Source organism: Burkholderia sp. NFPP32 (assembly GCF_900119325.1).
Taxonomy (GTDB): Bacteria; Pseudomonadota; Gammaproteobacteria; order Burkholderiales; family Burkholderiaceae; genus Burkholderia; species Burkholderia pyrrocinia_C.
In genome coordinates, this window is sequence record NZ_FPJP01000009.1 from 211652 (window position 1) to 228482 (window position 16831).

The window sequence follows — 16831 nt, forward strand, 5'->3', positions numbered from 1 at the left end:
CTCCCTGAGCGTGCTGTCGTTATTGCGCGGACTTGCCGATGCCGATCACGAACGCATTGGCAGGCGGCTGGATCTGCTTGAACGACTTGTCGTAGTTGTCGAGCGCGGCCGCGGCGGCGGCGCCGTCGATGCCCGACGCCGCCGATGCCGCGTGTTCGGCGGCATGCGGGTCGATGATCTGGGCCTGCATCACGGTGCGGACCGAATCGCCGAAGCGGCTGTCCCACACCGGGGTCGACGACATGCAGCCGGCAAGCGCGAACGCGAGCGGTGCGGCGAGCGCCGCGCGGCGCACGAATACGAGGTAGGCGGATTTCATGGAGCTTCCCCTTGGATAGCTTCAACGATCGGTGGAATGGGGTTCCGAGCGCGCAACCTGCGCCCGGGCAACCGCGGGCACCCGTTGCTTCGGTCGCGCCGCCGGCTGGGCCGGCGTGCCGGGGCCGGCTGCCGCGAGGCGCGCGGCGGCGGCTTCGATACGCGCGACGCGGGCCGCGTTTGCCGCGTCTGGCTGCGGCGCGGTGGCCGCTACCGGCGCGGGCGTCTTCTGCTGCTCGGCCGGCACCGGCGGCTGTGCGTCCGTGCCCTGCGGCGCGCGCGGCGCGGGCAGTGCGGCGGCCGCAGCGGCTGGCGCTTCCGATTGCGGTGCCGGTGCCGGTGCCGGAGTCTGGGCCGGCGCCTGGGCCGGTGCTTCCTGCGGTGCAGCCGCGGCGCCGTTCGACGGTTGTGCGCCCGGCTTGCGGACCCCGCGGCGACCTTCCATGTTGCCCGTCGCGTACACGTCGAGTTCGTTCGGCTTCGAGAAGCTGTCGGTCGGCAGCGGCACGTCCGCGGTCTGCAGCGGCTTCACGAGGTGCGGCGTGATCAGGAAGATCAGCTCGGTGCGGTCCTGCTGGAACGACGTGCTGCGGAACAGCGCGCCGAGCACCGGCACTTCGCCCACACCCGGGATCGCCTTCAGCGCGCCGCTCGCGTTGTCCTTGATCAGCCCGCCGATCGCGAACGATTCGCCGTCGCTCATCTGGACCGTCGTCGACGCACGCCGCGTCGTGATCAGCGGCAGGATCGACGTGCCGCCGATGTTGGACGCACTCAGCGTGACGCCCGTCTGCGACAGCTCCGACACTTCCGGTGCGACCTTCAGGCTGATCCGGCCGTTCGCCAGCACCGTCGGCGTGAACTTCAGCGCGACGCCGAACTCTTCTTCCTGCAGCGTGATCGACGAGATGCCGTTGCCGCTGCTTTGCGGGATCGGGATGAAGATCTTGCCGCCGGCGAGGAACGTCGCTTCCTGGCCGCTGATCGTCACGAGATTCGGCTCCGCGAGGATCTTGACGAGGTTGTCGGTGTTCTGCGCATCGGCCGCGATGTTGAACGGCTTGTTGTTCGCCTTGCTGAAGGCGACCGCGCTCGAGACGCCCGCGAGCAGGCTGCTGACCAGCGCGCCGCTCCACGAGCCGAACCCGCCCTGGATGTTGAGCGCGCTGCCCATCTGGTTGATCAGCGTCTTCGACACCTCGGCCACCTTCACCTCGAGCATCACCTGCTGCGGCGACGTGACGCTCAGCATGTTCAGCACGCCGCCGCCCTGCTTGCCGCCCCCGGCGACATCGCCGGCGCTGTCGCCGTACGCGCGTGCGATCTGCATGGCCTGCTGCGCGGCCTGCGAGTTCGACACGCTGCCCGCCAGCACGATCGTGCCTGCGGCGGTCGACACATGGATGTCGCGTTCTCCCGGCAGCAGTTGCTGCAGCGATACCTGCAGGCCGGCGGCATCCGCGCCGACCGCGACGTCGATCACGCGGCATGCGCCGCTCTTGCCCTGCACGATCATGTTCGTCGTGCCGACCGACAGCCCGAGGATGTACAGCGTCTGCGGCGACACCATCGTCGCCTGCGCGACGGCCGGGTTGCCGATCGTCCGATTGCGGACCGGCTCCGGCATCGGCACCAGCAGCGACTTGCCGAGCGGCACGCTGACGCTGGTGGACTCGCGCACGGCACCGATGCAGTTCGGCCCGCGCAGCGGCCCGGCCGTTGCGGCGGCCGCGGCGGCCGGCGCCGGCGCCATGCTGATCGTCATCTGCACGGGCCCCTTGCCGACCGCGGCCGGCGCGCTGGCGCCGCCCTTCGTCAGCACGCCCGCCTCGATGCCTTCCTGGGCCAGTGCGCCATAAACGGTCAGCCATCCTGAACAGAGGATCGCGGCCATCATCGTGCCCCGTGCGACGCGCGTCCGCAGTGGGCCGGTACCTGTACGTTGCGGTTTGAGCTTCATTTTGTCTGATCCCCCGAGATACCGGCGCCGTGCCGGTTGTCGACTTCCGAGGCCGCCGTACGCTGCTGGCGGCCGATCTGTTTATCTGGCTGTGTTGATCTGCTTCAGAAACATTCGACGCTGCCCTTCACGCCCGCGAGCACGCCGACGCAGTCGCGCCGCGCTGCCGGCGCCGCGTGCGACGCGACGTGCACGCGCACCGTCCGCACTTGTGCGGGAGCGGGAAGCGGCGGCAAATCGGGTACGGGCGGCTTGCCGAGCAGCGTCATCTTGGTCGCGCCATCCGTGTTCAGCGTCTTCTGGTCGACCTGGTTACGCAGCACGAGCGACAGCGTGCCGACGCTGCGCGCGAGGTCGAGCCGTTCGGCCTGGTCGGGCGTGACTTCCAGCGTGACCGCGTTGACGACCTTCGGTGCGGTGTCGTCGCGGCTGACCTGCTGCGCGACGGCGAGCACGAGGATGTGCTCGAGCACGATCTTGGAGATGCTCTGGCCGTCGGTCTTGCCCTGCTGCTCCTGCGTGTTGACGATCACGTCGACGTAGGTGCCCGGCAGCGCGAAGCCCGCGACGCCGACCACGTCGTTCACGCGCACCGTGATCGCGCGGCTGCCGTCGGCGATCACCGCGGACAGCCCGCCCTTCGTGCCGAGCGGCGCCAGCTTCGACTCGATCACCGGCTCGCCGCGCGCCAGGCTGGTGCGCACCACCCGCCCTTCGAGCACCTTCGTATCGGTGAACGCGCCGGGCGGCACGCTGCTCGACGGCCAGCTCACCATGTGGATCTGGTTCTGCCCGAGCGGCTCGCCCAGGTTCAGGTCGGCGGCCGCCACCGCGACGGGCGTGACCGAGTTCGCGGATGTCTGCACCAGCCAGTGGGACGCGAACACGACCGCGGCAAGACCCGCGACCATCGCGACGGCCAGCATCATGAGCGCTCGACTGTTTTTCATGGCAATGCTCCTCGACGATTCGTGAAAAAAAACGGTTCAACCGGTGATGAACGTACGTCCGCCTCGCTCGATGGGCGGCGTATGGCTGCCGTCCCGTTCGGGCGCTGCGCCGAAATAGCTCGCCCACGCGTCGTACAGCGCGTCGTGCGTCACCTCGAGCGGATCGCCGCGATAACGCGCGCCGGCGGCGACAAGGCGCAGCAGGTCCGCCGGAAAACACGCGAGAAACGCCTTGCCGGTCGGCAGATGCAGCCGGTGCAGCAGGAACTCGAAGGCATCGTGCGCCGATACGAGGCCGAGCGATTCGCAGGCCGCGTCGTACACCGAGCGGTAGTCGTCGATCGACAGCGCCCCCACGTGAAGCTTCGAGCCGAGGCGGCGCATGAACGCGTCGTCGCAGAACTGCTCCGGCGCCAGGTTGCTCGAGAACACCGGCCACACGTCGAACGGCAGCACGAAGCGGTTGCCGGATTCGAGCGTCAGGAAATCGACGCCGCGATCGAGCGGGCGCAGCCAGCGATTGAGCAGGTCGCGCGGCTCGACGCGCTGGCGGCCAAGATCGTCGACGACATACATGCCCATGTTCGCCTTCATGTGCGGCGGCGCCTGATAGAAGCCGGCCGCATCGTCGCGGCGCAGGTCGAGCTCGTCGAGCGTCAGCTCGCCGCCGGACATCACGACCGGCCGCTTGCACAGGCGCCAGCGGCGATCGACCGACTGGCCGCCGGATTGCGGTTCCGCGTCGACATGCACGAGCGGGTCGTAGATCTGGATCACTTCACCGGCCGCGCAGATCGCGTGCGGCACCGGCACGCGGCCGTGCATCAGCGCGCCGAGCCGCTCGGCGAGAAACGTCTTGCCGCTGCCGGCCGGGCCGTAGATCAGCAGCGGACGGCCCGCGTTCAGCGCCGCGGCCGCCGCGTCGAGGACCGACGTGTCGATCACGAAGCCTTCGAACGCGGCCCACACATCGCTCTGGCCGATATGCAGCTTGCGTACCGAATGCGCGCTCACGCATTCGAGATACGCGTCGAGCGTGACCGGCGCGGGCCCGCTGTAGCCGCTGCGCGCGCGTTCCTCGAACGCGAGCACGCGGCCCGCGTCCGTCAGGCGGAACGTCACGTCGAGATCGGTCGCGCCCCGATGGGTGAGCTCGACGAGATGCTCCCGCACCAGGAACGCGAAGACATCGTCGAGCACCGCGAGCGGCAGGCAATGCCGCTCGACCAGGTCGCCGTATGACGGGCGGCCGAGCATCAGCGTCGACTTCAGCACGAGCCCGGCGACGAACGTCATGCTCAGCCCGGTTTCGCCGAGCGAGCGCGGCGCCGCCGGCAACTGCGCGCCCGGCTTCGTATTGGCCTCCCGCGACGGCAACGGATCGGGCAGTTTGGATACCTGCGCGTCGCGTCTCGGTTCGGTGTGGTTCGTGTTCATGTTCGTTTCGTCCTCGTTGCGGGCTCGTCGCGCTATGCGCACGTCGCGAACAGCATGCCCAGCGTGCCGGCCGCGATTGCCACGCCGTACGGCAGCGTGCCGACCGACGCGATCTCCGCGGGGCCGTCGGCTGCCCCTGCGCGCGCCCCTTGCGAACGGCGCACGATCAGCGCGCGGACGTTCGCCCACATCTGGCGCATCCGCCCGCGCAACAGCGCGAACGCGATGGCACCGATCCCGCCGGCCACGAAGGTCGCCAGCACGATGTAAAACGTCATTTCCGCGCCGACCCATGCGCCGATCGCGAGCATCAGCTTCACGTCGCCGGCCGCCATCCCGCGCAACAGGTAGAACGGCAGCAGCAGGCCGAAGCCGGTCGCTGCTCCCGCGAGCCATCCGAGTGCGCCTGCCAGGACGCCGTGCAGCATGCACTGGGCGACCAGCGCGCCGGCAAGGCCGACCGCGACGAGGCGGTTCGGGATGCGGCGGGCCGCGATGTCCGTGCTGGCCGCGGCGACCGCGAGCAGTGTCACGCACAACGGAACCGGGTAAGGCGGCGCAACAGGTAACATGGCGAACCTCGCAGAGCGAATCGATGAATCAGGAAACCATGGCCAGCGCGGTGGTCACGGCAGCCGTCACGGCCGTTGCGATCACCTCGTATGTATCGTCCAGCGAGCCTTTCAGCGTGACGACGCTGCCCAGCACCGCGACGGCGAACATCGCCCCGAGCAACGCATACTCGATCGACGTCACGCCCTGCTCGTCGCCGATCCAGCGGCGACATACGGCACGCACCCTGGCTTGCATGTTGGTCTCCGGTTCCGGTTGATCAGATGAGCGGGACGGCTCGTACACTGCACCGGCCGAGCCGTCCGCGCTCTGCTTCTCAAAGGCGTCAAATGGCAGAGTTCAGATCGTCAGCGATCGTGTTGAACACGGTCTGCAGATCCTTGCCGACCGTCGACAGCGCGGCGATGATGCCGACGGCGATCAGTGCGGCGATCAGGCCGTATTCGATTGCGGTAACGCCGTCTTCATCGCGGACGAAACGGCTGGCTTGTTGAATGAACTTGGACATGGTTATCTCCTTGCTGGTGACTTTCAAAGCCCTCGCGTGTCGGCTGGATCGATTGACCTGGCGTCGATACGTCGAGGAAAGTTGTTAATGCCGTGTGGTGACGACGAACGATTCGGATGAGCCGTTCCCCGTACCGTCCATCAAATGCCTGCTACTACCGATTGCATATCGTCCGCGACCGTGTTGAATACGGTCTGGAGATCCGCACCGACCGTCGCCAACGCGGCGACGATGCCGACCGCGATCAGCGCGGCGATCAGGCCATATTCAATGGCCGTCACGCCGCGCTGATCCCGAGTGAACCAGGCGATCCTTTCGATGATTCTTGACATTAGCATTCTCCTTTCGGACTGCTATTAAATTCCCTTCGTCGATCATGACGTCGGGGACGGGCACCACCGGCACTACGAGAAAATCGAAACGTGACGCTCAGCTGCGAAGACAGGGATGCGCACACCTGTCCGCGTGAACGGATTTCAGAGAGAGGGAACACGAGAGATGCGCGTACGGTTCGACCAGCCGGATAAACCAGGCAGGCCGATCGACCGGAACGGCGCGACTGCCGTTCGGCGCATGGAATCCAGTTGAACGAGAGACAAACTCCCGGCGATGCGGTAATTCGTTTTCAACGCGGCCAGCCGGCCGCGATGTGCTGTGGTCTTTCATTTTTATTCCCCATGTGCTGCGATGCCGATCTTCTTGTTGCCCTGACGCTATCGGGTCTCATCGGTCGATCGACGACGATTCTCGCGGTTCATCGACCTGGAGCTGCGTGTTCCCCGACGCGCTCCGGCCCTCTTCTCCGCAGGTGATTCCGAAGCAGGTTCCGTCTGTCTGTTCCCGGAACCGCCCGGTCGTCACGTCGTCGACTGCCGTGCCAACGCTGACGCAAAGAGCAGGCCACCTCGAGCGAAATCCATGCGCATCAAGGGTTCCGGCGATCCCAGAGTTCCCGGGTCAATGGTGCGACGAACGAAATGTTTCAACTTTGATATATGCATTCCCGCGAGCGAGTTACGCCGGAACGCTCGCCGCCGCGCCGCACAAAGGGTCCAAAAAATTTTCTCGGGATTTTCCCGGACGCGGGCAGCCGGTTGCATTTCACAGCATCGGCGGGACGCGACACCGCTCGAAACCGCGGAATGTTTCAAGCCAGCAACATGAAACCCGGCCGGGTCGTTTTCTCATACCTAAAAACGCGGCTTTCACGCCTGTCACTGATTAATCGGGATCCCGGCTTCCAGTGCTCGGTTTGCAACACGCGATTTTTTCTTCAACAATGCATTCACCGGACAACGCCATTCAGAGCGACTCGATCCGGCGGCACGACAACATGAAACGGCTGCGACAGACCAAGCAGCCTTCACCACAAACGGGGCATCATGTACACAGCCAATCGTGGAACGCGCGATCGCGCCATACGCCGGGTTCAATGGCTGACAGCCGACCGGATCGTTCCGTACAGCTGCATCATGCTGATGCTCTTCACCGCGCTGCTGGCCGTCTGGGGCGTCGTGACGGACGGCTTCACGTTGAATGCCACCGCCCGCCCGGGCACCGACTTCTCGGTCTTCTGGACCGCATCGCATCTGGTGTTGCAAGGCCATGCCGCAGCGGCCTACGACACTTCGTCATTCCTGCAGGCCGAGTTCGCGGACTTCGGTGCGTACCTGCAACACCAGCCGCTTCCCTGGCTCTATCCGCCGACGATGTTGCTGTTCATCGCGCCGGTTGCCCTTGTGCCTTTCCTGCCCGCATATTTCCTTTTTTTCGCGGGCAGTCTTTTATGCTACGCGTTCGCCGTCTCGCGGTTGTCGGGATTGCGCGCGCATCTTCCGCACCCGCGTGCCGCGGCGCTCGTCGTGGCCGCGTATTCGGCGGTGTGCATGTCCGCACTGTTCGGTCAGAACAGCGTCCTGACCGCCGGCCTCGCCGCGCTCGCACTGCATCTGCTCGGCAAGCGCCCGGTCGCGGCCGGCGTGCTGATCGGGCTGCTCGCGATCAAGCCGCAACTCGCCGTCGTGTTTCCGTTCGTGCTGATCTCGGCACGGGCGTGGCGCACGTTCGCGGCGGCGGCGATCAGCGCAACGCTGTTCGCCGCCGCCGGGTTTGCGCTGGCTGGCCCCGGCGCGCTGCACGGGTTGAGCCACGCCATGCAGACGGTACGCGACCAGCATTTCATGCTCGCGTCGTACTGGCTCGCGTCGCCGACACCGTTCGCCGCGTTGCGGCTCGCGGGTGCGCCGGTGGCGGCCGCGCTGGCCGCGCAAGCGGCGATCGCGCTACTGGCGATCGCCGCGGCCGTCGACGTATGGCGCCGCACGCGCGACATGCGCCTGCGCGCCGCGGTGCTGGCAGTCGCCACGCTGCTGACGACACCGTATCTGTGGCACTACGAACTGACCTGGCTCGGCATCGCGATCTTCTGCCTGATCGCGCATGGTCTCGACGAGGGCTGGCTGCCCGGCGACCAGGGTGTCCTCGTGCTAGCGTGGCTGCTGCCGATCTTCGAGATGTTCAACCGGCTGATGAAGCTGCCGCAGATCGGGCCGGTCGTGCTGCTCGCGGTGCTGTTCGTCGTCGTGCGCCGCACGGCACTCATGTCACGGAGCACGCAATGAAAGCGCCTTCGTTCGCCCGACATGCGCATTCCGCCGTCGATCTGCATCCGGAACTCCCGATCGCGGGCCCGCGCCGCTATCCGCACTGGCTCAATCGCGATCGCGTGCGTCTCTATGCGGCCGCCGCGCTGCTGGCCGAGCTGCTGTTCATCGGCATCTACGTGATCCGCGTGTTCTTGTCGCACAACGGTGTACCGGAGCCGCTGTCGCAGGATTTCTCGCCGATCTGGAGCGCCGCATGGCTCGCCGCGCACGGGCAAGGCGCCGATGCATGGCGTTTCCCCGCGCTGTTCGCGATCCAGCAGCTCGCGATCCCGACGATAAGCATCGCGGACGGCACGCTGCCGTGGCTCTATCCGCCCACCACGCTGCTGTTCGTGTTGCCGCTCGGCTGGCTGCCGTACATGGTCGCGCTCGTGCTGTGCCTCGGAGTCACCTACGTGTTGTTCGCCTCGACGATCCGCGCGACCGTGCAGCGCGATGCCGCATGGCTGTGCGCGCTCGCGTTCCCCGGCGCGTTCCTCACCGTGATCGTCGGCCAGACCAGCCTGCTTACCACGACACTCGCCGGCGTCGGCCTGCTCGCGCTGAACCGCCGCCCGGTATGCGCCGGGATCTGCTTCGGCTTGCTGACGATGAAGCCGCAGCTCGCGGTGCTGTTCCCGCTCGCGCTGCTGTGCGCGGGCCAGTGGCGCGCGCTGGCCGCGTGGGCCGCGACGATCGCCGGCAGCGCCGCGCTCGCGACACTCGCGTTCGGTGTCGGCCCGTGGGTCACGTTCGTGCATGTGATCGGCAACGTCTACGCGATCGTCGGCACCGGTCACGCCAAGCTCGCGCGCATGCCAACCATGTTCGCACTTGCGACGATGGCCGGCTGGCCCGCGATCGTCGCGCGCGGCCTTCAGCTGCTGTCGGCCGCGGCCGCCGCGGTCGCCGTCGTCTACGCGTGGCGCGGCGCGTGTTCCTACGCGCTGCGCGCCGCGACCCTCGCATGCGCATGCCTGCTCGTCAGCCCTTATCTGTACGACTACGACCTGACCTGGTACGGCATCGTGATCGCGTGGTACGCGCGTTATGCGTGGACGCACGGCTGGCGGCGCTTCGATCGCGAATGGCTGATGCTGCTGTGGGCGATGCCGCTCGCGGGCCTCGCGGTCGTCTCGCATCTGTCGTTCCAGTTCATGCCGCTCGTGACGCTGGCATCGCTCGCGCTGCTCGTCAGCCGGATCGCGCAGGAAAGACACGACGTGCCGTCGATGCCCGACGCGCGCGACGACTCGACCGAGACCGGCTTCGCACATCCGGTCCGACCGCACCACCGCCCGGCGCACGGAATGCGCCGCACCGGCCGCCCGACGCTCGGCGCAGGCCGGTGAAGCGACATCACAAGGGGAATCATCATGCGGGAACCACTCTACACGCCGCTCGTTTCGCTGGTCGTGCCGTTCTATAACGAAGGCGAGGCCGTCGAGCGCTTCTTCGACGTCGTGATTCCGTTGCTGACGGCCATCGACGCGATCCGCTTCGAGATCGTCTGCGTGAACGACGGCAGCCGCGACGACACGCTCGAACGCCTGATCCGGATCAGCACCGGCGAGCGGCGCGTGCGCGTGATCGATCTCACCCGCAACTTCGGCAAGGAAGCGGCGCTGACGGCCGGCCTCGACGAAGCCACCGGCGACGCGGTGATCCCGCTCGACGCCGACCTGCAGGATCCGCCGAGCCTGATTCCGGTGATGATCGAACACTGGCGCGCCGGCGCGGAAGTCGTGGCGGCGAAGCGCAGCAACCGCGCGTGCGATTCGTTCGCGAAGCGCACCGCGGCCGCGATCTACTACCGCGTGCACAACCTGCTGTCGGACGTGAAGCTGCCGGAGAACGTCGGCGATTTCCGGCTGATGGACCGCAAGGTCGTGAACGCGCTGCGCAACCTGCCCGAGCGGCATCGCTTCATGAAGGGGCTGTTCGCGTGGGTCGGCTTCAAGACCGTGATCGTCGAATACCAGCGCGACCCGCGCAGTGCCGGGCACTCGAAGTTCTCCGGCTGGAAGCTGTGGAATTTCGCGCTGGAAGGGATCACCAGCTTCAGCACGGTGCCGCTGCGCAGCTGGACCTACATCGGCGTCGGCATCGCCGCGCTCGCGTTCCTGTACGGCTCGTTCATCATCTTCCGCACGCTGCTGTTCGGCAATCCGGTGCTCGGTTACGCGTCGCTGATCTCGGTCACGCTGTTCATCGGCGGCATCGAACTGATCGGGATCGGTGTCGTCGGCGAATACATCGGGCGGATCTACGACGAGTCGAAACAACGGCCCGTCTACCTGATCCGCCGCCGCTACCAGGCACACGGCAAGGTGATCGAACTTCCGGTCGCGCGCGATGCGCGCCGCCAGATCGCACGTCGGCGCGTGCAGTTGCCGGGCCGTGCGCGGATCGACGTACGCTGAACGCGCGCAGACGGCCATGATCGACCTGCTCCATGCCGAGCGCACGCGGCTCGTGCGCTTCGGTTTGTCCGGGCTCGGTTCGACCGCGCTCCATACGCTGGTCGCGTCCGCGCTGTTCGCGCTGTTCGATGCGACGCTGGTCGCCGCGAACGCGGCCGCATTCCTGTGCGCGACGGCGTTCTCGTATCTCGCGAATACGCTGTGGAGCTTCTCGTCGACGGTACACACGCGCAACGCGCTGCGTTTTCTCGTCGTCACGCTGGCCGGCTTCGTCGAAACGCTGCTGCTCGCGCGTGCCGCCGAAATGCTCGACGTGTCGCGCGCGATGAGCATCGTCGCGATCGCACTGCTGATCCCGCCGACGACGTTCGTGCTGCATCGGCTCTGGACCTACCGGTAAGCGCGCGATCGCCTGCCGCCCGGCCAGCGGCTACCTGCCGCGAATCACTCCTTTCCGCTCCCGAATCGTCATGCCGCCACGGCGACGGTCGCTCGCGATCGCGCCGGCTATCCACCCCTTTCTCCGGTCAAAAATAATCGGTAAATCGATTAACAGATTCAATTTTCTTCTATTTATGTAACGCATCCATCCGATTGAATCCGATTTTCAAATTAATTCACTATAATCATTTTTATAACCCTGTTTACTCTTACAGCTTCCAGAATTAACCGAACGGGATAATCTGCATTCGCCATCGCACCCGCACGTGCCAGACATCGAACAAAGCCTTACAGGGAAAGGCGATGGCAGATGCACGAAGCAATTCGCGCAACGATGAGTCCCATTACTTCAAACGGGAGCTTCTATGTCACGCGTTACCGATGTGCTCGTCTCGATCGATACCGAAACCATTCTCAAAAATTATCCGAATCCCAGCAGGGATCCGAAAAGCCCGACGCTGATCGACTGGAAGCACGTGTACATGGTCACCAACCAGGACAACGTGGTTTCCGGGCAGGCGGGCGGCGAACTCGACCTGAAGGCGCAGGTCGGCGACCTGATCCGCTGGCGCGAAACGAGCCTGTCGCTGGGCTTCGAGAAACAGGTGGTCTTCTACGGCTTCATCGCCAACCAGGGCAAGGACCTGATTTCGACGCCCACGCCGCGCAAGGCCACCGCATCGGTTCCGATTCCGAACCCGAGCTCGCCGTCGACGCCGACCTGCCAGAAGATCGACAACTATTACTGGTCGTCGGAAACGCTGTCGGAAGGGCGCGTCACCTACCACTTCTACTTCCAGATCATCGACCGCAACTGCCAGTCGCTGGGCTGCTATCAGTGGGATCCGTTCATCTCGATCCACAACTGATCGCGGCAGGCGGGCGGCCGCGCGGCGGTCGCCCGCGTCATTCCCTTGTTGCGGAGGAAGCGCTCATGTCTGGTCTTCGTTGCGATGTGCTCGCGATCGTCGACGCCGTCACGCTGCTGTCGACCTACCCCGATGCGAGCCGGAACGCCGACGCGCCGACCGTGATCGACGGCCGGCACATCTATGTGGTGAGCCCCGGCGACAACGGGCAGCTCGGCCACAACGACAGCCGGCTCTTCGCCGGCCTGTCGCCGGGCGACCAGCTTCGCCTGCGCGAAACCGCGCTCGCGCTGCGCGCCGAGGTGAGCGTGCTGTTCATCCGGTTCGCATTGAAGGACGCCGGCATCGTCGCGCCGATCGAACCGGAAGTGCGCGACGCCGCGACGCCGGTGCCGGATGCCGACGACCTGCTTCATCCGCCGTGCCGGCCGATGAAAGACCACTACTGGCGCAGCGACGTGCTGGCCGCGGGCACCACCACGTGCACGGCCGACTTCGCCGTGCTCGATCGCGACGGTGCCGTGTCGGGCTATTTCCGCTGGGAAACGACGGTCGAGATCGCCGGCAGCCGGCCGAATACGAAACAGCCCGGTTTCCAGCCGTCGTCGGACCGCGACGGCAACTTCAACCTGCCGCCGAATACCGATTTCAAGGCGATCTTCTACGCGAATGCCGCCGACCGGCAGGACCTGAAGCTGTTCATCGACGATGCGCCCGAACCGGCCGCGTCGTTCGCCGGCAACGGCAACGACGGCGTCAGGCAGTTCACGCTGAACTCGAAAGGCGGCAAGATCCGGATCGACGCATCGGCCAACGGCAGGAAGTCCGCGACCGATGCGCGCCTCGCGCCGCTGTCCGCGGGCGATCAAGTGTGGCTCGGCTGGCTCGGCGCCGAGGACGGCGCCGACCGCGACTACAACGACGGGATCGTCATTCTTCAGTGGCCGATCACCTGAGCGGCGTCGCGTTCACACGCGCGCCGTACCGCGCTCAGGTGCGCGGCCAGCCGTCGCCAACGGCACCGATGAGCTTCGCGTTGCCGCGCAGCGACACCTGGTACGCGAGCATCGAATTCATGCCGAATCGCGTACGCGCTTCCCGCACACGCACGGTAGTCACGATCGCATCCTCACGCCCGTTGCTCCAGCTCCGCCGCGTCCGCGTTGTCGCGAGCCCGCCGGACCGGCAGCCGCACGCAGAACGTCGTGCCGCGCCCGGGTTCGCTCGTCACGTCGATTGTGCCGCGATGGCGCTCGACGATGCCGTGCGATACCGACAAGCCAAGCCCGGTTCCCTGCCCGACCGGTTTCGTCGTGAAGAACGGATCGAAGATCCGCCGGACGACGTCGGGCGTCATGCCCGTTCCGGTATCGCTGATCGCGATCGACACCTGCTCGCCATCGCTCGACGTGCGGATCGTGATCACGCCGCGCTCGGGAATCGCCTGCGCCGCGTTGACCAGCAGGTTCATGAACACCTGGTTCAACTGCGACGGCAGGCATTCGACCTGCGGCAGGTCGCCGTAATCGCGCACGATGTCGGCCTTGTATTTCAGTTCGTTATGGACGACGTTGAGCGTGCTCTCGAGGCCCGCATGGAGATCGACCACGCTCCACTCGTCGCTGACCGGGCGCGAGAAATCGCGCAGGTCCTGCACGATGCGCCGCACCCGCACCGCGCCATCGATCGATTCGTCGATCAGCGTCAAGATCTCGTCGCGGACGTAGTCCAGATCCGCGGCGCGGCCCATCGCCGTCAGCGCATCGCGCGCGGCCGGGTCGAGCTGCGGCAGCGCCGCTTCATGCGCCGCGACCACATCGAGCAGGCTTCGCACCCATGTCCTCAACGTATTGAGGTTCGCACTGACGAAGCCGATCGGATTGTTGATCTCGTGCGCGACGCCCGCCGCGAGCTGGCCGATCGACGCGAGCTTTTCCGACTGCAGCAACTGCACGTGGGTTTCCTCGAGCACATGCAGAAGGCGCCGCTGCTCTTCCTTCTCCTGTTCGAGCCGTGCCTGCGCGGCCTTGCGCTCGTCGATCTCGGTCGCCATGTTCTCGCGCGTGCGCTGCAACATCTCCGTCGTCTGCTCGTAGCGGTGCAACGCACGTTCGAGTTCCGCGGTGCGCATTCGCACGAGCCGCTCGAGCGTGTCGGCCATCCCGCGCAGAAAGGTTGTGCGCGCATCGAAGCGGCTGAGCAGCAGCGTGACGATCAGCGTCGCCATCGTAAACAGCGCGACGGTCGTCGCGAGCCACGGCGCGTCGATCCCGTTCGCGGTGCCGCATCGCGCGTCCGGCACGAAATGGGCCGCCGCCATCCCCGTATAGTGCATGCCGGTAATGGCGATGCCCATGATGAAGGCCGCGCCGACGCGTTGCGCGGTCGCATGACGCGCCTGCCGCACGCGCAGCGCCTGCGCGATCCATAGCGCGGCAGTCGACGCGATCACCGCGATGCCGATCGACGCGGCGAACAGTGCGGGATCGTAGCGAATGCCGGGCTGCATGTGCATCGCGGCCATCCCCGTGTAATGCATGCCGGCAATCCCGCCGCCCATCAGCGCACCGCCCGCGAACAGCCGCCGCCAGCCCAGCCGTGCTCGTGTGACGACGTTCAGCGCGAAATACGACACGAGCACGGCGATCGCCAGCGACGCGCCGGTATCCGGCAGTGCATAACCGAGCGGGATCGGCAGTGAAAACGCGAGCATGCCGACGAAATGCATCGACCAGATCCCGGTTCCCATCGCGGCCGCGCCGCCGCTCAGCCACGCACGCTTGAGCTTCGGGTTGTCGAGCAGCGAAATGAACGCGGCCAGGTCGAGCGTCGTATAGGACGCCAGCGTCGCGATGGCGAGCGACAGCAGGACGAGCGGGATGTCATAGGTGCCGTGCATGATCGAGCGCCCCGATCGATGTGAATGCATTGTCGCCGCATGCGGCCGAGCGCGCGCGGCGGCCATCAGGCCATGTGTTCTTCGTCAGCCGGGAGGCGCACCCGCGTTGTGCGCCGGCATCGATGCGGCCGAGCCGGCCAGAACGAGGATGTCGAACGGCGTCCCTTCCCGCGTCTCGAAACGGCGCACGAGCTCGATCTGGTGCGCCGACATCACGCTGCCCTTCGTCATCAACAGCACGCCGCGATGCGTGCGCAGATCGTCGGCGAGCTGCATCCCTTCGCGCAGCTGCGCGGACTTGATCTCCGTGACGGACGCCGCGATACCGAGACTCGCCGGGTCACGCATCAGCTCGATGCAACGTTCGACGATCTGCGGGTCGTATCGCACGCTGGCCTGCGAGCGCAACGCATCGAGCGCCTGTTCGACCGAATGCGGCACACCGATTTCGCCGTTGCGCAGCCCTTCGAAATCGCGTGCGATCGCAACGATCCGCGAGCCGAGCGGAATCGCGTCGCCGGTCAGCCCGTCCGGCGTGCCGCGTCCGTTGAAGCGCTCGTACTGGTGCAGCACGATCGACGCGACCTTGTGCAATTGCGCGACCGGCGTCAGCACCATCTGCGCGCGCAGCGGATGCTGCTGGAACAGCCGGTGTTCGTCCGTCGTCATTCGCGCCAGCGGCTTGTGCAGCAATTCGTCGGGCAGCGACAACTTGCCGATGCCGTGCAGCAGCCCCGCGAAATAGACGTCCTGCGCGTGCAGCTCGCTCATCCCCGACGCCAGCGCGAGCCGGCGCGCGATCTCGCCCACGCGCATCGCGTGTCCGCCGGCGGTCCCGCAACGCAGCTCGATCATGCTCGCGCAGACCTGGACCATTGCCGTGAAACTGCTTTTCAGGTCGCGCTGCGCCGCTTCGAGGAACATCACGGTCTGGCCGAGTTCCTCGGTGCGTGCACGCACCTGCGTTTCGAGTTCCGTGTTGAAACGGCGCAGCGCCTCGTTCTGCGCTTCCGTCAGCGCGGTCAGCCGGGCCGCTTCGTGGCGCAAGCGCCGCTGCTCCAGCGCCTGTTCGATGGTCATCAACAGATCGTGATCGTCCCACGGCTTGTTCAGGTAGCGATACACGCCGCCTTCGTTGACGGCCTGCACGACCGATGCGATATCCGCATAGCCGGTCAGCAGGATACGCATCGTGTCCGGGAACAGCGCCCGCGCGCGGGCCAGAAATTCCGCACCGCTCATGCGCGGCATCCGCATGTCGGACACGATCAGGTCGACCTCGGTCGACGCCAGTATCTCGAGCGCGGCCTCGCCGCTGTCGGCGGTCAGGATGTCGTAGCCCGCGGGCCGGAACACGCGCTTGAGCGCCGACAGCACGTTCGGCTCGTCGTCGACCAGCAGGATCGACGGTGCGCGACACGCGTCGTCGGATGCCGTTGCCGCTTCGGGCGTTTCAGGCAATGCCTCGTTCGGCCCGTTTGTTGCAGATGTCGTCATAATTGCCCCGGATCGATTATTCACACCATATCTCTCTGCAACATCGGCTTGTACGGCGCTTTCCTATATCGGGGGAAACGCTAATACGTCCTTTCGTGAACGCGAATGAAGAACGTCAAATACATAATCCGGTTCTTGCCAACCATGCGTTTCGCGCATGGTCGACGTAACACGCCGGCGCACCATCGCACTGCGGTGGGCGAACCATCGCCGCCATTTACGCGTCGTCGCTGCGGTGTTATAACGCGGTGTCGGAAAAGGCAGACTTGGTTTGGTAAGCCCAAGTCCTTTCGTTGGCGAAAGCTCTGGTC

At 66.1% G+C, this 16831-nt stretch carries 17 protein-coding genes; 6 read left to right on the forward strand and 11 right to left on the reverse strand.

Annotated elements, in window-relative coordinates:
- Positions 1 to 19 precede the first annotated feature (19 nt).
- The 8 genes from BT264_RS19110 to BT264_RS19145 all read right to left on the reverse strand — a co-directional run bounded on the left by BT264_RS19110 (position 20) and on the right by BT264_RS19145 (position 6078).
- Positions 20 to 319: a hypothetical protein gene (locus tag BT264_RS19110; protein WP_072439603.1), complete on the reverse strand. Its 300-nt coding sequence runs from the start codon at positions 317 to 319 to the stop codon at positions 20 to 22.
- Between the two features lie 21 nt (positions 320 to 340).
- On the reverse strand, positions 341 to 2278 hold the full coding sequence (locus BT264_RS19115; RefSeq protein ID WP_072439601.1) for a type II and III secretion system protein family protein: 1938 nt from the start codon (positions 2276 to 2278) through the stop codon (positions 341 to 343).
- A gap of 104 nt (positions 2279 to 2382) precedes the next feature.
- Positions 2383 to 3228, reverse strand: a complete 846-nt coding sequence (gene cpaB, locus BT264_RS19120; protein WP_072439599.1) for a Flp pilus assembly protein CpaB — start codon at positions 3226 to 3228, stop codon at positions 2383 to 2385.
- Positions 3229 to 3264: 36 nt separating this feature from the next.
- On the reverse strand, positions 3265 to 4665 hold the full coding sequence (locus BT264_RS19125; RefSeq protein WP_072439597.1) for an ATPase: 1401 nt from the start codon (positions 4663 to 4665) through the stop codon (positions 3265 to 3267).
- 32 nt (positions 4666 to 4697) lie between these two features.
- On the reverse strand, positions 4698 to 5237 hold the full coding sequence (locus BT264_RS19130; protein WP_072439595.1) for an A24 family peptidase: 540 nt from the start codon (positions 5235 to 5237) through the stop codon (positions 4698 to 4700).
- Between the two features lie 28 nt (positions 5238 to 5265).
- Positions 5266 to 5475, reverse strand: a complete 210-nt coding sequence (locus BT264_RS19135; protein WP_072439593.1) for a Flp family type IVb pilin — start codon at positions 5473 to 5475, stop codon at positions 5266 to 5268.
- A gap of 88 nt (positions 5476 to 5563) precedes the next feature.
- Positions 5564 to 5746, reverse strand: a complete 183-nt coding sequence (locus BT264_RS19140; protein WP_072439591.1) for a Flp family type IVb pilin — start codon at positions 5744 to 5746, stop codon at positions 5564 to 5566.
- 140 nt (positions 5747 to 5886) lie between these two features.
- A complete protein-coding gene (locus BT264_RS19145) occupies positions 5887 to 6078 on the reverse strand; it encodes a Flp family type IVb pilin (protein WP_072439839.1) in 192 nt (63 codons plus the stop codon).
- A gap of 1050 nt (positions 6079 to 7128) precedes the next feature.
- On the opposite strand from BT264_RS19145, the gene BT264_RS19150 reads away from it, so the two are divergent.
- The 6 genes from BT264_RS19150 (at position 7129) to BT264_RS40010 (ending at position 13080) form a co-directional block, all read left to right on the forward strand.
- Complete coding sequence (locus BT264_RS19150) at positions 7129 to 8367, forward strand: glycosyltransferase family 87 protein (RefSeq protein WP_072439589.1); 1239 nt, start codon at positions 7129 to 7131, stop codon at positions 8365 to 8367.
- On the forward strand, positions 8364 to 9743 hold the full coding sequence (locus tag BT264_RS19155; RefSeq protein WP_072439587.1) for a glycosyltransferase family 87 protein: 1380 nt from the start codon (positions 8364 to 8366) through the stop codon (positions 9741 to 9743). Before BT264_RS19150 ends, BT264_RS19155 begins: the two co-directional genes overlap by 4 nt.
- A gap of 24 nt (positions 9744 to 9767) precedes the next feature.
- Complete coding sequence (locus tag BT264_RS19160; RefSeq protein ID WP_072439585.1) at positions 9768 to 10814, forward strand: glycosyltransferase family 2 protein; 1047 nt, start codon at positions 9768 to 9770, stop codon at positions 10812 to 10814.
- Between the two features lie 16 nt (positions 10815 to 10830).
- Positions 10831 to 11214, forward strand: coding sequence for a GtrA family protein (locus tag BT264_RS19165; RefSeq protein WP_072439583.1), 384 nt, complete (start codon positions 10831 to 10833; stop codon positions 11212 to 11214).
- A 406-nt stretch (positions 11215 to 11620) separates the two neighbouring features.
- The gene (locus BT264_RS19170; RefSeq protein ID WP_072439581.1) at positions 11621 to 12124 is read left to right on the forward strand and encodes an inclusion body family protein; all 504 of its coding nucleotides are present in this window, start codon (positions 11621 to 11623) and stop codon (positions 12122 to 12124) included.
- Positions 12125 to 12189: 65 nt separating this feature from the next.
- Positions 12190 to 13080 carry an AidA/PixA family protein gene (locus BT264_RS40010; protein WP_072439579.1) on the forward strand — a complete coding sequence of 297 codons (891 nt, stop codon included), beginning with the start codon at positions 12190 to 12192 and terminating at the stop codon, positions 13078 to 13080.
- A 34-nt stretch (positions 13081 to 13114) separates the two neighbouring features.
- Here BT264_RS40010 and BT264_RS38400 read toward each other — a convergent pair whose 3' ends face one another.
- The 3 genes from BT264_RS38400 to BT264_RS19185 all read right to left on the reverse strand — a co-directional run bounded on the left by BT264_RS38400 (position 13115) and on the right by BT264_RS19185 (position 16520).
- A complete protein-coding gene (locus tag BT264_RS38400; RefSeq protein ID WP_256260674.1) occupies positions 13115 to 13243 on the reverse strand; it encodes a hypothetical protein in 129 nt (42 codons plus the stop codon).
- A 10-nt stretch (positions 13244 to 13253) separates the two neighbouring features.
- The gene (locus BT264_RS19180; RefSeq protein ID WP_072439577.1) at positions 13254 to 15023 is read right to left on the reverse strand and encodes a histidine kinase; all 1770 of its coding nucleotides are present in this window, start codon (positions 15021 to 15023) and stop codon (positions 13254 to 13256) included.
- Positions 15024 to 15107: 84 nt separating this feature from the next.
- On the reverse strand, positions 15108 to 16520 hold the full coding sequence (locus BT264_RS19185) for a response regulator c-di-GMP phosphodiesterase, NosR family (RefSeq protein ID WP_072439575.1): 1413 nt from the start codon (positions 16518 to 16520) through the stop codon (positions 15108 to 15110).
- Positions 16521 to 16831 lie beyond the last annotated feature (311 nt).

Coding starts and splice junctions, on each gene's coding strand:
- BT264_RS19110 (WP_072439603.1), bottom strand. CDS start 319: ATGAAATCCGCCTACCTCGTATTCGTGCGCCGCGCGGCGCTCGCCGCA.
- BT264_RS19115 (WP_072439601.1), bottom strand. CDS start 2,278: ATGAAGCTCAAACCGCAACGTACAGGTACCGGCCCACTGCGGACGCGC.
- cpaB (WP_072439599.1), bottom strand. CDS start 3,228: ATGAAAAACAGTCGAGCGCTCATGATGCTGGCCGTCGCGATGGTCGCG.
- BT264_RS19125 (WP_072439597.1), bottom strand. CDS start 4,665: ATGAACACGAACCACACCGAACCGAGACGCGACGCGCAGGTATCCAAA.
- BT264_RS19130 (WP_072439595.1), bottom strand. CDS start 5,237: ATGTTACCTGTTGCGCCGCCTTACCCGGTTCCGTTGTGCGTGACACTG.
- BT264_RS19135 (WP_072439593.1), bottom strand. CDS start 5,475: ATGCAAGCCAGGGTGCGTGCCGTATGTCGCCGCTGGATCGGCGACGAG.
- BT264_RS19140 (WP_072439591.1), bottom strand. CDS start 5,746: ATGTCCAAGTTCATTCAACAAGCCAGCCGTTTCGTCCGCGATGAAGAC.
- BT264_RS19145 (WP_072439839.1), bottom strand. CDS start 6,078: ATGTCAAGAATCATCGAAAGGATCGCCTGGTTCACTCGGGATCAGCGC.
- BT264_RS19150 (WP_072439589.1), top strand. CDS start 7,129: ATGTACACAGCCAATCGTGGAACGCGCGATCGCGCCATACGCCGGGTT.
- BT264_RS19155 (WP_072439587.1), top strand. CDS start 8,364: ATGAAAGCGCCTTCGTTCGCCCGACATGCGCATTCCGCCGTCGATCTG.
- BT264_RS19160 (WP_072439585.1), top strand. CDS start 9,768: ATGCGGGAACCACTCTACACGCCGCTCGTTTCGCTGGTCGTGCCGTTC.
- BT264_RS19165 (WP_072439583.1), top strand. CDS start 10,831: ATGATCGACCTGCTCCATGCCGAGCGCACGCGGCTCGTGCGCTTCGGT.
- BT264_RS19170 (WP_072439581.1), top strand. CDS start 11,621: ATGTCACGCGTTACCGATGTGCTCGTCTCGATCGATACCGAAACCATT.
- BT264_RS40010 (WP_072439579.1), top strand. CDS start 12,190: ATGTCTGGTCTTCGTTGCGATGTGCTCGCGATCGTCGACGCCGTCACG.
- BT264_RS19180 (WP_072439577.1), bottom strand. CDS start 15,023: ATGCACGGCACCTATGACATCCCGCTCGTCCTGCTGTCGCTCGCCATC.
- BT264_RS19185 (WP_072439575.1), bottom strand. CDS start 16,520: ATGACGACATCTGCAACAAACGGGCCGAACGAGGCATTGCCTGAAACG.